The organism is Micromonospora echinofusca, assembly GCF_900091445.1.
Classification (GTDB): domain Bacteria; phylum Actinomycetota; class Actinomycetes; order Mycobacteriales; family Micromonosporaceae; genus Micromonospora; species Micromonospora echinofusca.
Map to the genome: position 1 here is coordinate 5206311 of NZ_LT607733.1, position 16307 is coordinate 5222617.

19 protein-coding genes are annotated in these 16307 nt (G+C 75.4%); 9 read left to right on the forward strand and 10 right to left on the reverse strand.

Annotation, left to right across the window (positions count from 1 at the left end; translation table 11 throughout):
* Window positions 1–94 precede the first annotated feature (94 nt).
* The gene (locus GA0070610_RS22045; protein ID WP_089003657.1) at window positions 95–850 is read right to left on the reverse strand and encodes a response regulator; all 756 of its coding nucleotides are present in this window, start codon (window positions 848–850) and stop codon (window positions 95–97) included.
* Complete coding sequence (locus GA0070610_RS22050; RefSeq protein ID WP_089001812.1) at window positions 829–2082, reverse strand: sensor histidine kinase; 1254 nt, start codon at window positions 2080–2082, stop codon at window positions 829–831. Before GA0070610_RS22050 ends, GA0070610_RS22045 begins: the two co-directional genes overlap by 22 nt.
* Before the next feature lie 134 nt (window positions 2083–2216).
* Here GA0070610_RS22050 and GA0070610_RS22055 point away from each other — a divergent pair, with 134 nt between their 5' ends.
* The 4 genes from GA0070610_RS22055 to GA0070610_RS22070 all read left to right on the forward strand — a co-directional run bounded on the left by GA0070610_RS22055 (window position 2217) and on the right by GA0070610_RS22070 (window position 5133).
* A complete protein-coding gene (locus GA0070610_RS22055; RefSeq protein WP_089003658.1) occupies window positions 2217–3113 on the forward strand; it encodes an ABC transporter ATP-binding protein in 897 nt (298 codons plus the stop codon).
* Window positions 3110–3904, forward strand: a complete 795-nt coding sequence (locus tag GA0070610_RS22060) for an ABC transporter permease subunit (protein ID WP_089001813.1) — start codon at window positions 3110–3112, stop codon at window positions 3902–3904. The genes GA0070610_RS22055 and GA0070610_RS22060 overlap by 4 nt, the downstream gene beginning before the upstream one ends.
* 2 nt (window positions 3905–3906) lie before the next feature.
* The gene (locus tag GA0070610_RS22065) at window positions 3907–4650 is read left to right on the forward strand and encodes a YqeB family protein (RefSeq protein WP_089001814.1); all 744 of its coding nucleotides are present in this window, start codon (window positions 3907–3909) and stop codon (window positions 4648–4650) included.
* A gap of 66 nt (window positions 4651–4716) precedes the next feature.
* On the forward strand, window positions 4717–5133 hold the full coding sequence (locus GA0070610_RS22070; protein ID WP_269458887.1) for an APC family permease: 417 nt from the start codon (window positions 4717–4719) through the stop codon (window positions 5131–5133).
* On the opposite strand, the gene GA0070610_RS22075 is transcribed toward GA0070610_RS22070, so the two are convergent.
* The 6 genes from GA0070610_RS22075 to GA0070610_RS30675 all read right to left on the reverse strand — a co-directional run bounded on the left by GA0070610_RS22075 (window position 5097) and on the right by GA0070610_RS30675 (window position 9393).
* The gene (locus tag GA0070610_RS22075; protein WP_089001815.1) at window positions 5097–5780 is read right to left on the reverse strand and encodes a 4Fe-4S single cluster domain-containing protein; all 684 of its coding nucleotides are present in this window, start codon (window positions 5778–5780) and stop codon (window positions 5097–5099) included. The two genes, GA0070610_RS22070 and GA0070610_RS22075, sit on opposite strands and share 37 nt — an antisense overlap.
* The gene (locus tag GA0070610_RS22080) at window positions 5773–6747 is read right to left on the reverse strand and encodes a ComEA family DNA-binding protein (RefSeq protein ID WP_089001816.1); all 975 of its coding nucleotides are present in this window, start codon (window positions 6745–6747) and stop codon (window positions 5773–5775) included. The genes GA0070610_RS22075 and GA0070610_RS22080 overlap by 8 nt, the downstream gene beginning before the upstream one ends.
* Entirely contained in the window at window positions 6731–6946 is a 216-nt protein-coding gene (locus tag GA0070610_RS22085) for a DUF2997 domain-containing protein (RefSeq protein WP_089001817.1), read from the reverse strand. The genes GA0070610_RS22080 and GA0070610_RS22085 overlap by 17 nt, the downstream gene beginning before the upstream one ends.
* A complete protein-coding gene (locus GA0070610_RS22090) occupies window positions 6943–7395 on the reverse strand; it encodes a hypothetical protein (protein WP_089003659.1) in 453 nt (150 codons plus the stop codon). The genes GA0070610_RS22085 and GA0070610_RS22090 overlap by 4 nt, the downstream gene beginning before the upstream one ends.
* Before the next feature lie 31 nt (window positions 7396–7426).
* A complete protein-coding gene (locus tag GA0070610_RS22095; RefSeq protein ID WP_172896575.1) occupies window positions 7427–9055 on the reverse strand; it encodes an AAA family ATPase in 1629 nt (542 codons plus the stop codon).
* Between the two features lie 176 nt (window positions 9056–9231).
* Window positions 9232–9393, reverse strand: a complete 162-nt coding sequence (locus GA0070610_RS30675; RefSeq protein ID WP_157747206.1) for a hypothetical protein — start codon at window positions 9391–9393, stop codon at window positions 9232–9234.
* Between the two features lie 91 nt (window positions 9394–9484).
* On the opposite strand from GA0070610_RS30675, the gene GA0070610_RS22100 reads away from it, so the two are divergent.
* Window positions 9485–10417: a ParA family protein gene (locus tag GA0070610_RS22100; protein ID WP_089003661.1), complete on the forward strand. Its 933-nt coding sequence runs from the start codon at window positions 9485–9487 to the stop codon at window positions 10415–10417.
* Complete coding sequence (locus GA0070610_RS22105; protein WP_089001818.1) at window positions 10414–10950, forward strand: Rho termination factor N-terminal domain-containing protein; 537 nt, start codon at window positions 10414–10416, stop codon at window positions 10948–10950. The genes GA0070610_RS22100 and GA0070610_RS22105 overlap by 4 nt, the downstream gene beginning before the upstream one ends.
* A 33-nt stretch (window positions 10951–10983) precedes the next feature.
* On the opposite strand, the gene GA0070610_RS22110 is transcribed toward GA0070610_RS22105, so the two are convergent.
* Both GA0070610_RS22110 and GA0070610_RS22115 read right to left on the reverse strand, forming a co-directional pair.
* Window positions 10984–11964: an MBL fold metallo-hydrolase gene (locus GA0070610_RS22110; RefSeq protein WP_089001819.1), complete on the reverse strand. Its 981-nt coding sequence runs from the start codon at window positions 11962–11964 to the stop codon at window positions 10984–10986.
* Window positions 11965–12118: 154 nt separating this feature from the next.
* Window positions 12119–13078, reverse strand: coding sequence for a serine hydrolase (locus tag GA0070610_RS22115; protein WP_089001820.1), 960 nt, complete (start codon window positions 13076–13078; stop codon window positions 12119–12121).
* Between the two features lie 59 nt (window positions 13079–13137).
* On the opposite strand from GA0070610_RS22115, the gene GA0070610_RS22120 reads away from it, so the two are divergent.
* The 3 genes from GA0070610_RS22120 (at window position 13138) to GA0070610_RS22130 (ending at window position 16292) form a co-directional block, all read left to right on the forward strand.
* Entirely contained in the window at window positions 13138–14094 is a 957-nt protein-coding gene (locus GA0070610_RS22120) for a LysR family transcriptional regulator (RefSeq protein ID WP_089001821.1), read from the forward strand.
* A gap of 339 nt (window positions 14095–14433) precedes the next feature.
* Window positions 14434–15444 carry an ATP-binding cassette domain-containing protein gene (locus GA0070610_RS22125; protein WP_089001822.1) on the forward strand — a complete coding sequence of 337 codons (1011 nt, stop codon included), beginning with the start codon at window positions 14434–14436 and terminating at the stop codon, window positions 15442–15444.
* A complete protein-coding gene (locus tag GA0070610_RS22130; RefSeq protein WP_089001823.1) occupies window positions 15441–16292 on the forward strand; it encodes an ABC transporter permease in 852 nt (283 codons plus the stop codon). Before GA0070610_RS22125 ends, GA0070610_RS22130 begins: the two co-directional genes overlap by 4 nt.
* Window positions 16293–16307: the final 15 nt, after the last annotated feature.

The window sequence follows — 16307 nt, forward strand, 5'->3', positions numbered from 1 at the left end:
GCCTCCCGCGGCTCCGGCAGCGGTGCGGCCGACCCGCCGCACCGCATCCTCGGCGACTGGTACGGCCCGGCGCGCCAAAAGGTTCAACCCCGCCTCAGACGAAGCCGGCGTCGTGCACCAGCAGGGCGACCTGGACCCGGTTGTTGAGGTCGAGCTTCACCAGCAGCCGCGACACGTACGCCTTCACGGTCGCGACGCTCATGAACAGCTCGGCGGCGATCTCCGCGTTCGTCCGGCCCCGCCCGACCGCGACCGCGACCTCGTGCTCCCGCTCGCTGAGCCCGGCGAGCTGACGCCGCGCCCGATCCCGGCGTGGCTCCGGGCCCCCCGGCGCGCCGGGCGCGGTCACGTGGTCGATCAGCCGGCGGGTGACCGCCGGGGAGAGCGTCGCCTCCCCCGCCGCCACCCGGTGCACAGCCCGCACGATCTCGGCCGGCGGGGTGTCCTTGAGCAGGAAGCCGCCGGCCCCCGCCCGCAGCGCCCGGAGCACCTGCTCGTCGGCGTCGAAGGTGGTCAGCACCAGCACCTCCGGCGGGTGCGGCGACGCGCGCAGCGCCTCGGTGGCCGCGAGGCCGTCGACCCGGGGCATCCGGATGTCCATCAGCACCACGTCGGGCGCGCAGGCGGCCACGGCGGCGGGCACCTCGCCGCCGTCGGCGGCCTCCCCGACCACGAGCAGGTCCGGCACGCCGCCGAGGATCATCGACAGGCCGGCGCGGACCAGCGCGTCGTCGTCGACGATCAGCACCCGCACCGGCCGGTCGGCGGTGGGGCCCGGCCCGCCCCCGCCCGGCCCGCCCCCGCCCGGCCCGGTCACGCCCGGCCCGGTCACGCCGGCCACGGCAGCCAGGCGGCCAGCCGGAAGTCGCCGGAGTCGTCCCGCCCGTACTCCAGCCGGCCGCCGGCCAGGCTGACCCGCTCGGCGATGCCGACCAGGCCCGTGCCGGCGCCGGGGATCGCCGGGTCGGCGACGCCGCCGACCGGCCACCGGTTGCGTACCTCCACGGTCAGCCCGGCGCCGGGTGCGCCGGCGACGTCGACGGTGACGGCCGCCCCGACGGCGTGCTTGCGGGCGTTGGTCAGGCCCTCCTGCACGATGCGGTAGACGCTGCGCCCCACCGCCGCGGGCACCTGCTCCCCCGCCGTGACCACGTCGCGGACACCGACCCGCACCCCGGCCGCCCGCGACTCCTCGACGAGCGCGGGCAGGTCGCCCAGGGTGGGCTGCGGGCGCTCCGGGTCCTCCGCCGTGACGGTCTCCGCGCGGAGCACCCCGATCACCTCGCGCAGGTCCTGCAACGCGGCGTGGGCGCTGCCCCGGATCACCCCGGCCGCCCTCGCCACCTCCTCCGGCGGCGCGTCCGGCCGGAACTCCAGCGCGCCGGCGTGCAGGCTGAGCAGCGAGATCCGGTGCGCCAGCACGTCGTGCATCTCCCGGGCGATCCGGGTGCGTTCCAGGTGCCGGGCCTGCGCCACCCGCAACTGCTGCTCCGCCTCGGCCCGCTCGGCGCGCTCGCGCAGCGACACGACGAGCTGCCGCCGCGCCCGGACGAACATCCCCCACGCCAGCACGCAGAGGCTGATCACCACTCCCCAGAGCGTCGTCGCCCAGTACGGCATCTGGGGGTCCGGGCGCAGGTAGCTGAAGGCGAAGTTGGTGACCAGACCGGCGGCGGTCACCCCGAGCGCGACAGCCGTACGGCGGTGCACCACGGCCGTGAAGTAGAAGATCAGCAGCGGGACCCCTGCCGCCATCGAGAACACGGTCAGCGGCAGGGTCGCCACCGCCAGCCCCAGCGGCCAGCGACGGCGCGCCCAGATCAGCGCGCAGCAGACGAGCCCGAGCACGGCGTCGACCGGGACCATCCAGCGCTGCGGCAGCGGGGCGGCGAACTCGGGGTCGGGTGACGCCGCGTCGGCCGTGGCGAGCAGGACCCAGCCGAGGGAGAGCAGGAAGCAGAGGCCGTCCACCACCCAGTCGCGGGTGGTGCGCCGCGGCAGCCGCCCGGCCCGGGCCGTCGGGTCGACGCTCAGCGCCCCCGGCAGCAGCCAGGGGTGCTCCGGTACGGCGGCACTGGTCACGCCCGCAATGCTAGGCAGCCCCGCGACGGGCCGACCAGCTACCAAAGTCGAGACCAGGGTGTCGACCAAGGTAGCCACCGGACTGCACCGTCGGCCGCAGCGCACGGCCGGGTGGCTCCGGCAGCGTGACCGGCATGATCGACGTGGAACACCTCACCAAACGGTACGGGCGGCACACGGCCGTCGACGACGTGTCGTTCCGCTGCGAGCCGGGCACCGTCACCGGCTTCCTCGGGCCCAACGGCGCCGGCAAGTCCACCACCATGCGGATGATCTGCGGCCTCACGCCGCCCAGCGGTGGCGGCGCCACGGTCGGCGGCCGGCCGTACCGGGAGCTGCCGAACCCGGGACGCGAGGTGGGCGTGCTGCTGGACGCCTCGGCGCAGCACGCCGGACGCACCGGACGGGAGGCGCTGACCGTGGCCGCCGCCACGATGGGGGTGGACCGCCGGCAGGTGGCCACCAAGCTCGACCTGGTCGGGCTGAACGAGGTCGCGGCCGGGCGCCGGCTGCGGGCGTACTCCCTGGGGATGCGCCAGCGGCTCGGCCTGGCGCACGCCCTGTTGGGCGACCCCCGGGTGCTGATCCTCGACGAGCCGGCCAACGGCCTGGACCCGGAGGGGATCTTCTGGATGCGCGGCCTGCTGCGCGACTTCGCCGACCGGGGCGGCACCGTGCTGCTCTCCTCCCACCTGCTGCGCGAGGTGGAGGCGGTCGCGGACCGGCTGGTGGTCATCGGGGGCGGCCGGATCGTGGCCCAGGGCGACAAGGCCGAACTGCTGGCCGGCGGCGGGACGCTGGTCCGGGCCCGCGACGGCGTGGCGCTGCGGGGCGCGCTGGAGCGGTCCGGGCTGGCCGTCACCGAGGGCACCGAGGGGCTGCTGGTGCACGCCGACGCCGAGGCCGTCGGGCAGGCCGCCGCCGACGCCGGCGTCGCCCTCACCGAGCTGCGGGCAGCCGGCAGCGGCGGCCTGGAGCAGCTCTTCCTCACCCTGACCGCCGGCGCGTCGACCCAGGAGGCCGTCCGATGAGCACCACCACCGCCAGCCCGCCCACCGCCGCCTCCGCCCCCGGCCGTCCGGGCGTACGCCGGCCGTCGCTGCTCCGGCTCACCGGGGTGGAGCTGCGCAAGCTCGTCGACACCCGGGCCGGGCTGTGGCTGCTGATCACCATCGGGCTGCTGGCTGCCGCCCTCGTGGTGGTCCAGTTGATCTGGGCGGACGACGCCGCGCAGACCTTCGACAACTTCTTCGTCCCCTCGATGCTGCCGATCGGCCTGCTGCTGCCCGTGCTGGGCATCCTGTCGATCACCGGGGAGTGGTCGCAGCGTACGGCGCTGACCACGTTCGCCCTGGTGCCCCGGCGGGGCCGGGTGATCGTCGCGAAGCTGGCCGCGATGGTGCTCGCGGCGCTGGCGTCGGTGCTGGTGAGCCTCGGTGTGGCCGCCGCCGGCACGCTGGTCGCCGGGGCCACCGGCGGCGCCGGCACGTGGCGCCTGGAGTGGGCCCTGGTGCTGCACGCCGTGGTGCTCCAGGTGGCCAACGTGCTGATGGGGGCCGGCTTCGGCCTGCTGCTGCTCAACACCCCGCTGGCGATCGTCGGGTACCTGCTGCTGCCGGCCCTCTGGTCGATCCTGGGCGAGATGATCCGGCCGCTGCGTGGCCCGGCGGGCTGGCTCGACACGGGCCGGACCATGGAGCCGCTGCTCACGCCGGACGTGACCGCCGGGCAGTGGGGGCGGTTCGCCGTGTCGCTGCTGGTCTGGCTGGCCGTTCCGCTGGTCGCGGGGCTGATCCGCACGCTGCGGCGCGAGGTGTCCTGACGGTGGACGGCTACGGCGCACCCACCGTCGTCGACGGCGGCGCGGCGGAACTGGCGATCCTCTGGGGCGGCATCCCGGCGCTCGGCGCGGGCGCGGGCTGGCTGCTCGTCACCGGCGCGGAGTGGATCGCCGGGCTGTCCTGGGCCCCGGCTCAGGGCCTGTTCGAGGCGGTCGCCCGGCTACCGGACCCGCAGGCCGGCATCGGCGGAGTGGCCCTGGGCACGCTGGGCGGCCTGCTGGTCGCCGCCGTGGGCACCGCCGAACGGCTCGCCGTCAGCGTCGACGCCGAACGCGTACGGCTGCGTCGCGACCGCGCGGACCGGGAGGTCGGGCGGCGGGCGGTGCGCGCGGTCTTCGTCGACGGCAAGGACCTCGTGCTGCTCGGCGCGGACGACGAGGAACTGCTCCGGGAGCGTTCGGACCTGGCCGTCGCCCGGCTGCGCGACGCGTTCCGCGCGCACGGCTGGCCGTGGACCGACGGTGACCCGCACCGGGACGCGTACCGACGGTGGGTGCCCGGCCTGCCCGGGCTGCCGACCGGCGCGGACGCGCTGCTGCGGGCCCGGCAGCGCGCGCTCGACGCCGACCGGGGCGGCGAGGCCCGGGAGCTGCGCGGCGAGCTCGGCCGCGCGGGGGTGGTGATCCGCGACGACGGGCGACGGCAGTACTGGCGGCTGACCCGGGCCGCCCCGCGTCCCCGACCGGAGGACGCGACGTCGGCCGAGCCGGAGGTCGACGGCCGGTAGCCCGCGCCGCAACCCGGCCCGGGTGTCCTCGTTGGAGATTTACCGGCGTCGTTGCCGGGTACCCGTATGTGGTTCTCGATGAGCCGGGACGGTCTGCTGCCGGGCTGGTTCGCCAAGCTGCACCCGGTCCGCCGGGTGCCGAGCCGGGTCACCTGGATCGTCGGCGTGGGCTCGGCCCTGATCGCCGGCTTCCTACCGATCCGGGAGGCGGCCGAGCTGACCAACATCGGTATCCTGCTGGCCTTCGTCGTGGTTTGCGTCGCGGTGATCGTGCTGCGCTACCGCCGCCCGGACGCGCCGCGTACCTTCCGGCTGCCCGGGATGCCCGTGGTGCCGGCGCTGGGCGCGGCCTTCTCCCTCTGGCTGATCACCTACCTGGCGCCGGAGACGTGGCTGCGCTTCGCCGTCTGGTTCGTGCTCGGCGCGATCGTCTACGCCCTCTACGGCTACCGGCGCTCGGCACTGGCCCGCCGCCGGGGCTGAGGGCGGGCCACCGACGCCAGCAGCTCGTCGAGGGCGTCGACCTCGGCCCAGCCGTTCACCGCCACGCGGCCGGCGGCGTCGACGGTCACCTCGACCCGGTCGGGGCTGCGCGACACCTCGTCGAGCAGGCCCGGGAAGCGGTCGTCGAGCAGCACGAACTCCTGGTTCGTGGAACCCACCCAGGGCCGTCGGGTGTCGATCCGGTCGGCCAGGAACGGCCCGGCGACGAGGAGGTCCGTCGCCGCGAGCAGCGCCGCGACGTCGTCGCGGCCCTCGTCGACCGCGCGGCGCAGCCGGGCCGTGGTGTAACCGGTGAAGGTCATCACCGAGCGCCCGGCGGCGCGCACCCCGGCCGCGACGACCGCCAGCGGGGCGGCCTGGTCGAAGGGCTCGCCGCCCAGCAGCGTCAACCCCTCGGTGCCGGCGTCGAGCACCCGGCGCGCCAGGTCGTCGGGGGCCACCCGCTCCCCGCCCCGGAAGGTCCACAGGTGCGGGTTGAAGCAGCCGGGGCAGCGGATCTCGCAGCCCTGCGCCCAGACGGCCGTCCGCTCGCCCGGCCCCTCGGCACGGGTGGCAGCCAGGAAGCGGGCCACCGCCACCGTCCGCGCCCCGGCCGACGGGCGGGGCCCGGGACCGTCGTCAGACATCGAGGACCCGGCCGGGCGGCGGCTGCTCGGGCGCCGGCCCGGCGGGCGGGACGCAGTCCAGGGCGTCGCGCAGGCGCGCGTACTCGTGGGGGGCCAGGTTGGCGGCGGCGGCGAATTCGGCCAGGCTGCCGAAGGACCCGCGCCGCTCCCGCTCGGCCACGACCTGCCGGGCGCGCTGCGGGTCGAAGCCGGGCAGCGCGGCGAGCGCCTTCGGCCCGACCGTGTTCACGTCGACCCGCCCGGCCTCCCCGTCGGCCCACGGGTCCGACGGCGGCGCGAGCGGCTCGGACCCGAAGGAATCGACCGGCTGGTACGGCACCATCGTCGGATCGGCCGCCGGCGGCGGATACCCGGCGGGCTGTCCCACCGGCGACCCGGGCGGCTGGGCCGCCGGCCCGAACGGCTGGGGCGGGTACGCCGGCGCGGCTTGCGGGTACCCGGCCGACGGGGACGGGTAGGCGGCCGACGGGTACGGGGACGGGTACCCCGCCGGTGAACTGGGCGGGTACGTCAGCGTCATGCCCGGGTAGGGGGCGGGCCCCGGGCCGGGGGGAGCCGCCCGGGGCAGCGGGGCCAGCGGGTACGCCCCGGCCGGCCACGCCGCCGCCGACCTGGCCCGGCGGTGCGTGAGCCAGCGCAGCCACGCCGGGTTGATCAGCGCGGCGTGCAGGATGCTGGACGCCCAGACGGCCAGGAGCACGCCGACCGCCCAGTCGCTGACGGCGCTCTCCTTGTCCGACTCGCCGACGAGCATGAACGCCGTCCAGCCCACCACGGCGTAGACGATGCCGGGGACCCACCACGCCGCGCGGCGGGCTCGCGCGCCCACGTAGATGAACCCGAAGCCGCCGAGGCAGCTGCACCCGAGGACGGGCAGCAGCAGCCACCAGCTCTGCAACACCTGCCAACCGGCGCTCGGCCTCGGCACGGCCGGGGGCGGCCAGCCGGGGCTAGGCGCGTTCGACATCGCGCTCCTCCTGCCGCGCGGGCACGGCGGCGCGCTCGTGGTCGGCGGTGTACGCGCTGCGTACCGTGCGGGCCGCCAGCAGGTCCTCCAGCACGGCGACGTAGTCGAGGCAGCCGTCGCCGAGCACGTCCCGGGTCTCGGCGCTCACCACGCCCTCGCTGGTCACGGTGACCACGATCCGTGGCTGCCGCGCCGTCACGACCGGCCCTCGACCGCGAACACCAGCCGGACGCTCGCGTCCTCGGCGACCTCTTCGGACTCCAGGCGCAGCCCGGCGGCGGGCGCCTGCTCACGCAGCCGCTCCAGCACCGCCCGCTGGACCTGCCGCCCGTACGCGGCGTCGATCGCCCGGACCGCCTCGACGGCCCGCTGCTCGTCGACCTCGCCCGTGAAGTGGGCCGACCAGATGCCGTCCTCGCCGCGCCGGAAGCCGGCCCGCACGTCGGCCCAGTCCGCGACGATCGCGTCGGGCTCGGCGGTGACCACCGCGGCGGTGTCGCGCAGCGCGGCGACGAGCAGCGTCTCGTCCCGCATCCGCGTCTGCACCTCGCAGACGACGTGATCCTGCCCGTCCCGCCCGGCGGTGGCGGCGTGGGTCGCGGCGACGGCGGCGACGGCCAGCGGCAGGAGTATCAGTGAGACGCTCATCAGGACCCTTCCGTTCGTGTCGACGCCCACACTAGAACTCGACCGCCCGTCCGCCCTGACCCCGCTGCGGCCCCGGACCGCCGGGCCGGGACCCGCCGGGACGGCCACCGAGATCCCAGTCCTCGGCGGCGGTGGCGGCGACGGCGCGGGCGTCGGCCCAGGAGCGTACGGCGTCGATGCGTTCCGCCTGGGTGACGCTGAGCGGCACCATGGCGACCAGGGCCCGGATCAGGTCGTCGCGGCGCAGCGGACGCCGTTCGGCGAAGGCGTCGAAGAGCCCTCCGACGACGGCCTGCTCGATCTCGGCCCCCGAGTACCCCTCGCTGAGCCCGGCCAGCTCGCCGAGCAGCGCGTCGTCGGGCGTCAGGGCGCCGGCGACGGCCGGGTTGCGCAGCCGCCGGGCGAGGTGCACCCGCCAGATCGACGCGCGCTCCGCGCGGGTCGGCAGGTCGACGAAGAAGATCTCGTCGAAGCGCCCCTTGCGCAGCAGTTCCGGGGGCAGCCGTTCGAAGTCGTTGGCGGTCGCGATGACGAAGACGGGCCGGGACTTCTCCTGCATCCAGGTCAGGAAGGAACCGAAGACCCGGGCGGAGGTGCCGGAGTCGTTGGCCCCGCCGACGAAGCCCTTCTCGATCTCGTCGACCCACAGCACGCAGGGGGCGGTCGCCTCGGCGGTCCGGATGGCGGTGCGCATGTTCTGCTCGCTCGACCCGACGAGCCCGGCGAAGACGCGCCCGACGTCCAGCCGCAGCAGCGGCAGGCCCCAGGCCGAGGCGATGGCCTTCGCGGTCAGCGACTTGCCGCAGCCGGGCACGCCGGTGATCAGCACGCCCCGGGGGGCGGGCAGCCCGTACGCCGCCGCCTCGGCCAGCCAGGAGCCGTCCCGCTTGGCCAGCCAGCGCTTCAGGTTCTCCAGCCCGCCGACGTCGGCGAGGTCGATCGGGGCGTCGACGAACTCCAGCAGCCCCGACTTGCGTACGGTCTGCCGCTTCTCCTCGTGCACCACGGCGAGGTCGCCGCCGTCGAGCACGCCGTCGTTGACCATGGCCCGGGCGAACGCGTTCTCCGCCTCGTGCAGGGTGAGCCCGAGGGCCGCCTTGGCGAGCCGTTCCCGGCCGAGGTCGTCCAGCGCGATCCGGATCCGGCCGGTCGCGGAGTTGGCGGCGATCATGCCGTCCAGCACCCGCCGGATCTCCGTCTCGGTGGGCAGCGGGAAGTCGACGATCGTCACGTCCTTCTCCAGCTCCACCGGAATGTGCAGCACCGGCGAGACCAGCACGAGGGTGCGCGGCACCGGGCCGGCCTTGAAGGCCGCCACCACGTCCCGCAGCCGGCGGATGACGCCGGGGGTGCCGGGCCGGTCGCCGCTGCCGTGCGCGGGATGCAGATCCTTGAAGATCAGCACGCTGGGATGGTCGACGCGCAGCGCCGCGGCCAGCGCGTCGTCGGGGTCGGTGGTGCCCTTGCGGGTGGTGCCGTCGGGCTGCACGAGGCCCGTCGTCAGCGACCAGGCCCACACCGCCCGGGGTGTACGGACGAGGTTGGCGTCCCGGGCGACGGCGCAGACCTCGGCGACCACCCGCTGTTCCTCGGAGGACTCGACGTAGAGGACCGGGAAGCGCGCCTTGAGCAGCTGCGACAGCGTGTCGCGAAACGGCACCACAAGCGCCCCCTTCCCCCGGACCGCAGAGCGACGCGACTCTAACAGCCCCACCCGCCACCGGCCCGGCGTCGATCAGGAGGTCGTCGGCGCGTACTCCGGCGTCTCCCCCGCCGACCTCCTGACCGCCGTGCGCCCGTCCGCCGGGCGCGGGGTTCAGGGGCGGGCGATGATCATCACGGCCAGGGCCGCCAGGAGCACCGAGAAAACGCCGCCGAGGTCAGCCGCCGCCACGGCGGGGCGCCGGCCAGCGGCGGCAGCCCCCGCCAGCGGTACGCGGCCAGCACGATCCCGGCCGCCGAGAGGCCGACGCCGAGCGACCAGAGCCAGCCGGGCACCACCGACCAGTTACGAGCAAGAGCGGGTCGCCGGAGCGGGTGCCGCACCGTTCCGGCGGCCCGCTACCGTTCCCGGTCTGGGGAGGTGCCGGTGTACGTCGTATCGGTGATCAACTACAAGGGTGGGGTCGGCAAGACCACGGTGACCGCCAACCTCGGTGCCGAGCTGGCCAACCGGGGGATGAAGGTGCTGCTCATCGACCTCGATCCGCAGGCCAGCCTGACGTTCGGCTTCTACGATCCGGACGACTGGCGGGACCGGCTGCGCGACGGCCGGACGGTGAAGCGCTGGTACGACGGCCTGCGCGGGGACGTCCCCGCGACGACCCTGGGCGAGCTGGTCGTCTCACCCGGCCCCGCGAACGCGCGGCTCACCGGCGCGGGCCGGCTCGACCTGATCGCGTCCCACCTCCAGCTCGTCGACATCGACCTGGCGCTGGCCCGGGCCGTGGCCGACGGCGACGAGTACGACCGCGAGCTGTTCCGGGTACGCGGCTCACTGGCCGAGGGGCTGCACGACGACGCGCTCGGCGGCTACGACATGGTGCTCATCGACTGCCCGCCGAACTTCAACGTCGTCACCCAGTCGGCCATCATCGCCAGCGACCACCTGCTCATCCCGGCGAAGGCCGACTACCTGTCCACGCTGGGCATCGACTACCTGCACGGCAACGTCCGGGAGCTGGTCGACCAGTACAACGCCGACGCCCGCCGGTTCGCCACGACCCGCCGGCACCACAAGGTCGCCCCCGGCGTCGCCGGCGTGGTGTTCACCATGATCCAGGTCATGGCGCAGCGGCCGATCGCCGCCCACCAGGGCTACATGGACCAGGTGCGGGCGCTCGGCCTGCCGGTCTTCCCCACCTCCCTGCGGGAGAACGTCACCGCGTTCGCCACGAACGCCCCGCGCGGCGTGCCGGTGGTGCTCCGCGACCGGGTCGCCACCCCGGCCGTCCGCGACGAGCTGCGCCAGCTCGCCACCGAGTTCCTCGACCACCTCCAGCCCGAGCGGGTGGGGACGTGACCGGGCCCGCCCGCGACGTCGCCGAGCTGGTGGCCGCGCTGCTCCGCGCGCTGCCCGCCGCCGACCTCGCCGCGCTGGCCGAGGGACGGGCCCGCCTCGCGGTGGTGCCGGTCGACGCGACGCCGCCCGCCGCGCCGGCCGATCTGCTCGCCTCCGCCGGCAACGCGGCCACCGACGGGACCGCCCCGGCCACCGCGCTCCCCGACCGGACCGCCCCGGCCACCGCGCTGGGCGCCCGGATCACCCGCGCTGGGCGCCCGGGCACGACGGCCGCCGCCCCCGCCCGGCCGTCCGCCCGGCGGGCGGCACCGGCGCCGGAGCCGGCCGAGGCCCGCGCCGCGCTGGCGGCCATGGTGCGGCGCGACGACGGTACGGCGTACCTCTCCGGCTGGACCGCCCGCGACCTGCGGGTGCTCGCCGCGAGCCTGGAGCTGCGCGGCGTCGCGGGGCTACGCAAGGCGGACCTCGTCGGCCGGATCGTCGACCGCACCATCGGCTACCGGCTCGACTCCGCCGCCATCCGCCGGCTCTGATCCGACCGTGGCGTCCACGGCCACCGGCCGTCCTCAGAAGTGGTACGCGGTGTGGTACCTGGGCACGATCACGCGGCTGCGCGGGGAGACCCGGCGTACGGCCGCGACGAGCGCGTCGAGCCGCTCGCGGTCCGACGGCGCCACGGGCACCGGGTTGCGCAGCTCCGTCTCGAAGTTGTCGAAGTGCACCGGCACCACGACCTTCGGCCGGTCCAGGGCGTCGAGCAGCCGCTCGGCGTAGTCGGCGGTGGCCGTGCTGCTGGGCAGCGCGACCATCGCCACGTCGGGGGCCAGCCCGGTCAGGTTGCGCTCGGCGAAGTCGCTCGCGCCCATGAAGAACACCGACGGGCCGTCGGAGACCCGCAGCAGGTAGGCGAGGGTGTCGCCCTCGGGCAGGTCGGCGATGGTCGCCGGCTTCGGCGGCGGGCTGACCCGTACGCCGGGGAAGGCCATCGAGTAGGACGCGTTGCGGCTGTGCAGGGAGCTGACGACCTCCACGGTGTACGCGCCGAAGTCCAGCACCTCCCCGCCCCGCACCGGGCTGAGCCTGCCCGACGGCAGCCCGTACGCGAGCCCCAGGTGGTAGGCGGTGAGCGTGCCGATCACCCGGGCGCCGGTGCGCCCGACGATGTGCGGGGTGTCCATGTAGTGGTCCCAGTGGGTGTGCGTGACGAGCACCGTCTCGGCCCGGTCCACCAGGGAGTCGACGACGTCGGCGCGGACCCTCAGCTCGGTGGCCTGGTCGAAGGCGCCCTTGAACAGCCCGGTGTCGATCCGGCTGAGGAAGGGGTCGACCAGGACGGTCCGGTCGCCGATGTCGATGCGCCAGGCCGACGTACCCCACCAGCGGAAGCTGACCGGGCCACGGCGGCGGCCGGCCGGGGCGGCGGCGACCGGCGCGGTCGTCGGCGGCGCGGCGTGCGCCGGGGCGGCGCCGGCGAGCCCGCCAGCGGTGACCAGCGCGGTGCTGGCGGCGGCGTCGCGCAGGAAACGGCGGCGGTCGAGGTTGGGCATGCGGAACTCTCCCCGTCGTGGTGCTGATCGGTCGGCGCCGAGCCAATCAGCACGAACCCCGCCCGGTCCAAGATCCGGCTCCGACACGCTCGATATCCGCCGGCATATCGGGCCAGCTCAGCGGGGCCTTCGGCGGGGTGGCGCGGCCGGAAAGTCAGCCGGCGCGCAGGGCCTCGACGGCGGTCCGGGCGGCCTGGCCCATCGCCAGGTCCACGTCGATGCGACGGGTGGCGAGTTGGCTGGCGCGGACGAAGACGGCGACGGCGTACCGGCCGCCGTCGGGATACTCGACCACGCCGGCCTCCAGGTGCAGGCCCGGCAGGGTGCCGGTCTTGCCGGCCACCCGTACGCCGGGCGGGAAGCCCGAGGCCAGCCGGGTCCAGAAGAGCTGCCGGGCCATCCAGCCCCGGACCATCCCGCACGCCTCGGGCGGGCCGGCCTCGTCGCGCCAGATCAGGCCGAGCAGCCGGGTGATCTCCCGGGCGGTGCTCGACGTGGTGTGCGCCGGGTCGAACATCCGCATCGCGCGGACCCGCTCGGGCGGCAGGGTCGGGAAGATCCGGGCGAAGTCCGCCTCGGTACGCGCGCCGACGTCGGCGAGCATCGTCTCGACCAGTTGCCGGGGGCCGCCGACGATCCGGGTACGCGGCAGCCCCAGCTCGGCGGCCAGCATCGGCAGCACGTCCGCCCCGACCCGGCGCAGCAGCAGGTCGGCGGCCGTGTTGTCGCTGACCGACATGGCGAAGTACGCCAGGTCCCGCAGCGACACCTCGGCGTCGTCGGCGCAGCCGGCGATCCCCCACCCGCCGAGCCGGTCGGCGGCGGTGACGAGGACCCGCTCCCGGGGGTCGAGCTGGCCGGCGACGACCTGCCGGGCGAACTCCAGCACCAGCAGCACCTTGAAGATCGAGGCGATCACCACCTGCTCGTCCGCCCGGAGGGCCACCTCCCGCCGGCCACCCGGCCGCCCCGCTCCCGCGAACCCCGGCCCTCCCGGCCCCGCTTGTTCGTCGGCCGCGTCGCGGCTTCCGTCGGCCGCGTCGAGGTCGACGGCGTGCAGGCAGCCGACGACCCCGGCCCGTCCGAAGATCCCGCCGATCCGCTCCGTCGCCACCTGCGCACCGTAGCCGCCGGCGGCCGGCCCGCGTCGGGGCGCTGGCGTAGGGTCCGGCCGTGGACCTGCTCCGGCACCTGCGCCACTTCGTGGTGGTCGCCAACGAGCTGCACTTCGGCCGCGCCGCCGAGCTGCTCGGCATGGCCCAGCCGCCGCTGAGCCAGTCCGTGCAGCGCCTGGAGCGGGAGCTGGCGGTCGAGCTGTTCGACCGCTCCCGCCGGCAGGTGCGGCTGACCGCCGCCGGCCAGTTACTCCTCGGCGAGGCCGAGGAACTGCTCGCCGGGGAGGGCCGGCTGCGCAACCTGATGCGGCAGGTACGCGACGGGGTGTCGGGGGTGCTCCGGGCCGGGGTGTCGCCGGAGACGCCCGCGGTGACCCTGCGCGAGCTGCTCGACCGGCTGGCCGGGCGCGCCCCCGGCCTCGACGTGGATCTGCACGAGCTGACCAGCGGCGAGCAGGAACGGATGCTGGGCGAGGGGCGGCTGGACGTCGGCCTGCTCCACCACCCCGTCACCGACGACGGGCTGCGCCTCGGCGCCGCCGTCGACGTACCGCTGGGGGTGCTGCTGCCGCGCGCCTCGACGCTGGCCCGGGGCCGGGAGGTCGAGCTGGCGGCGCTGGCCGGCCTGGACCTGGTGACCGCGCCCCGGGCCACCGCGCCCGGCTGGCACGACCACCTGCTGGAGGTCTGCCGCCGGCACGGGTTCACCCCCGGCCGGGTCCGCCCGGCGCGCAACCCGGAGTTCCTCTTCGGGCTGGTGCTGGCCGGCGGCGGGGTGGCCGTCGAACCGGCGGCGACGGCCCGTCGGGAGCCCAGGATCGCCTGGCGGCCGATCGCCGGATCGCCCCTGGTCCGACGCACCTCGGCGGCCTGGCCGCGCCGGGCCGCGCACCCGGCCGCGCCGATGTTCGGGCAGCTCGCGGCGGAGGTGCTCGCCGACGGGTCGGCGCCCCCGCCACCGCCGCCCGCGCCGTCGCCCCGCCCCTGGCCGGTGCTCTTCGACGAGCCGGCCTGACGCCCGACGCCCCGCCAGTTCCGATCTGGCGGGGCGCTGGCCGTCGTCTAGCGCCTCCCGGGTGGGACCGGAGCCGGGAGGGGGAAGCCCGACGTACAACCACAGCTTCCCGGGCTCGTTGAAACAGGGTCGACCACGCGTACGACGAGTGGCCGAACCGGTCGGCAACGTGTCGTACGGGTGCGGTTCCATCGGCCGGTACCCGACCTGCTCCGTACGGTCGTCACCGCCGCACGCCCGGCACGACGCGCGACGTCGTCCGCGTGGACCCGCGCGACGGTCGTGCCCCGCGCGCCCGTACGTCTCCTGAACGTGTCACGCATGAGGAAGGTAGAGCGCATGAAACGCACCACCGGCCTGGCCATCGAGGCCGAGGGCCTGACCCGGTCGTTCGGGGACACCCGGGCGCTCGCCGGCATCGACCTCCAGGTCCCGGCCGGCACCGTCTACGGCCTGCTCGGGCCCAACGGCGCCGGCAAGACCACGGCGGTACGGGTGCTGGCGACGCTGCTGCGCCCCGACGGCGGGCGGGCCCGCGTCTTCGGCCACGACGTCGTCACCGAGGCCGACGCCGTACGCGCCCGGATGAGCCTGACCGGCCAGTACGCCTCCGTGGACGAGGACCTGACCGGGCTGGAGAACCTGATGCTCCTCGCCCGCCTGCTCGGGCACCGCAAGCCGGCCGCCCGAGCGCGCGCGGAGGGCATGCTCACCGCCTTCGGTCTCACCGAGGCGGGCGACCGGCAGGTCAAGAAGTACTCGGGCGGCATGCGACGGCGCATCGACATCGCGGCGAGCATCCTCAACACCCCCGACCTGCTCTTCCTTGACGAGCCGACGACGGGGCTGGACCCGCGCAGCCGCAACCAGGTGTGGGAGATCGTCCGGGCCGTCGTGGCGCACGGCACGACCGTGCTGCTGACCACGCAGTACCTGGACGAGGCCGACCAGCTCGCCGGCCGCATCGCGGTGGTGGACCACGGCCGGGTGATCGCGGAGGGCACCCCGGGCGAGCTGAAGTCCTCGGTCGGCTCCGGCACCGTCCACCTGCGACTGCGCGACCCCGGGCGGCGGCCGGAGGCGGAGAAGCTGCTCCAGGCGGCGCTCGGCGTACCGGTGCAGCTCGCACCCGATCCGGTCGCGCTCACCGCCCGCGTCGGCGGGGCCGGCAGCGACCTCGACGCCGGCGCGCAGGCCGCCCGCGCGCTCGGCGACCTGGCCCGCGCCGGGATCGTCGTCGACGACTTCTCCCTCGGTCAGCCGAGCCTGGACGAGGTCTTCCTGGCCCTGACCGACCACCCCGCCGTCGCGGCCGACGAGCGGGACGACGAGCTGGAGGCAGCCCGATGAGCAACGCCACCACGACCGGGCGCGCCCCATCCGTCTACGTACCGTCGGCGGAGGCGCTCTCCACCGTCCTCGCGCCCGGCGCGCGACCGCCCCGACCGAACGCGCTGTCGGCGTCGCTCGCGTTCGGCTGGCGCGCGCTGCTGAAGATCAAGCACGTGCCGGAGCAGCTGTTCGACGTGACGGCGTTCCCGATCATCATGGTGCTGATGTTCACGTACCTGTTCGGCGGTGCCCTCGCCGACAGCCCGCGTGACTACCTCCAGTTCTTCCTGCCCGGCATCATGGTGACGAGCGTCGTGATGATCACCATGTACACCGGGGTGGGGCTGAACACCGACATCGAGAAGGGTGTCTTCGACCGGTTCCGCACGCTGTCGGTCTGGCGGCCGGCCCCGCTGGTCGGCATGATCTTCGGCGACGTGCTGCGGTACGTGCTGGCGGCCGTGGTCATCCTCGGCGTCGGGCTGGTGCTGGGGTTCCGGCCCGACGGGGGGCTGCCCGGTGTGGTGGCCGGGATCGGCCTGCTCGTGGTCTTCTCGTTCGCGTTCTCCTGGGTCTGGACGTTCTTCGGTCTCGTCCTGCGCAGCGAGAAGTCCGTGATGGGGGCGAGCATGATGGTGCTGTTCCCGCTGACCTTCCTCAGCAACGTGTTCGTCGAGCCCGCAACGATGCCCGGCTGGCTCCAGGCGTTCGTCAAGGTCAACCCGATCACGCAGCTGGTGGCCTCGGTACGCGCCGTCATGTCGGGAACGTCGGACGCGTCGGCCACGATGTGGACGCTGCTGTGGACCGCCGGCTTCGTGGTCGTCTTCGGCACGCTGACGATGTACCGCTACAACCGCCGCTGACCGACCACCGCGACG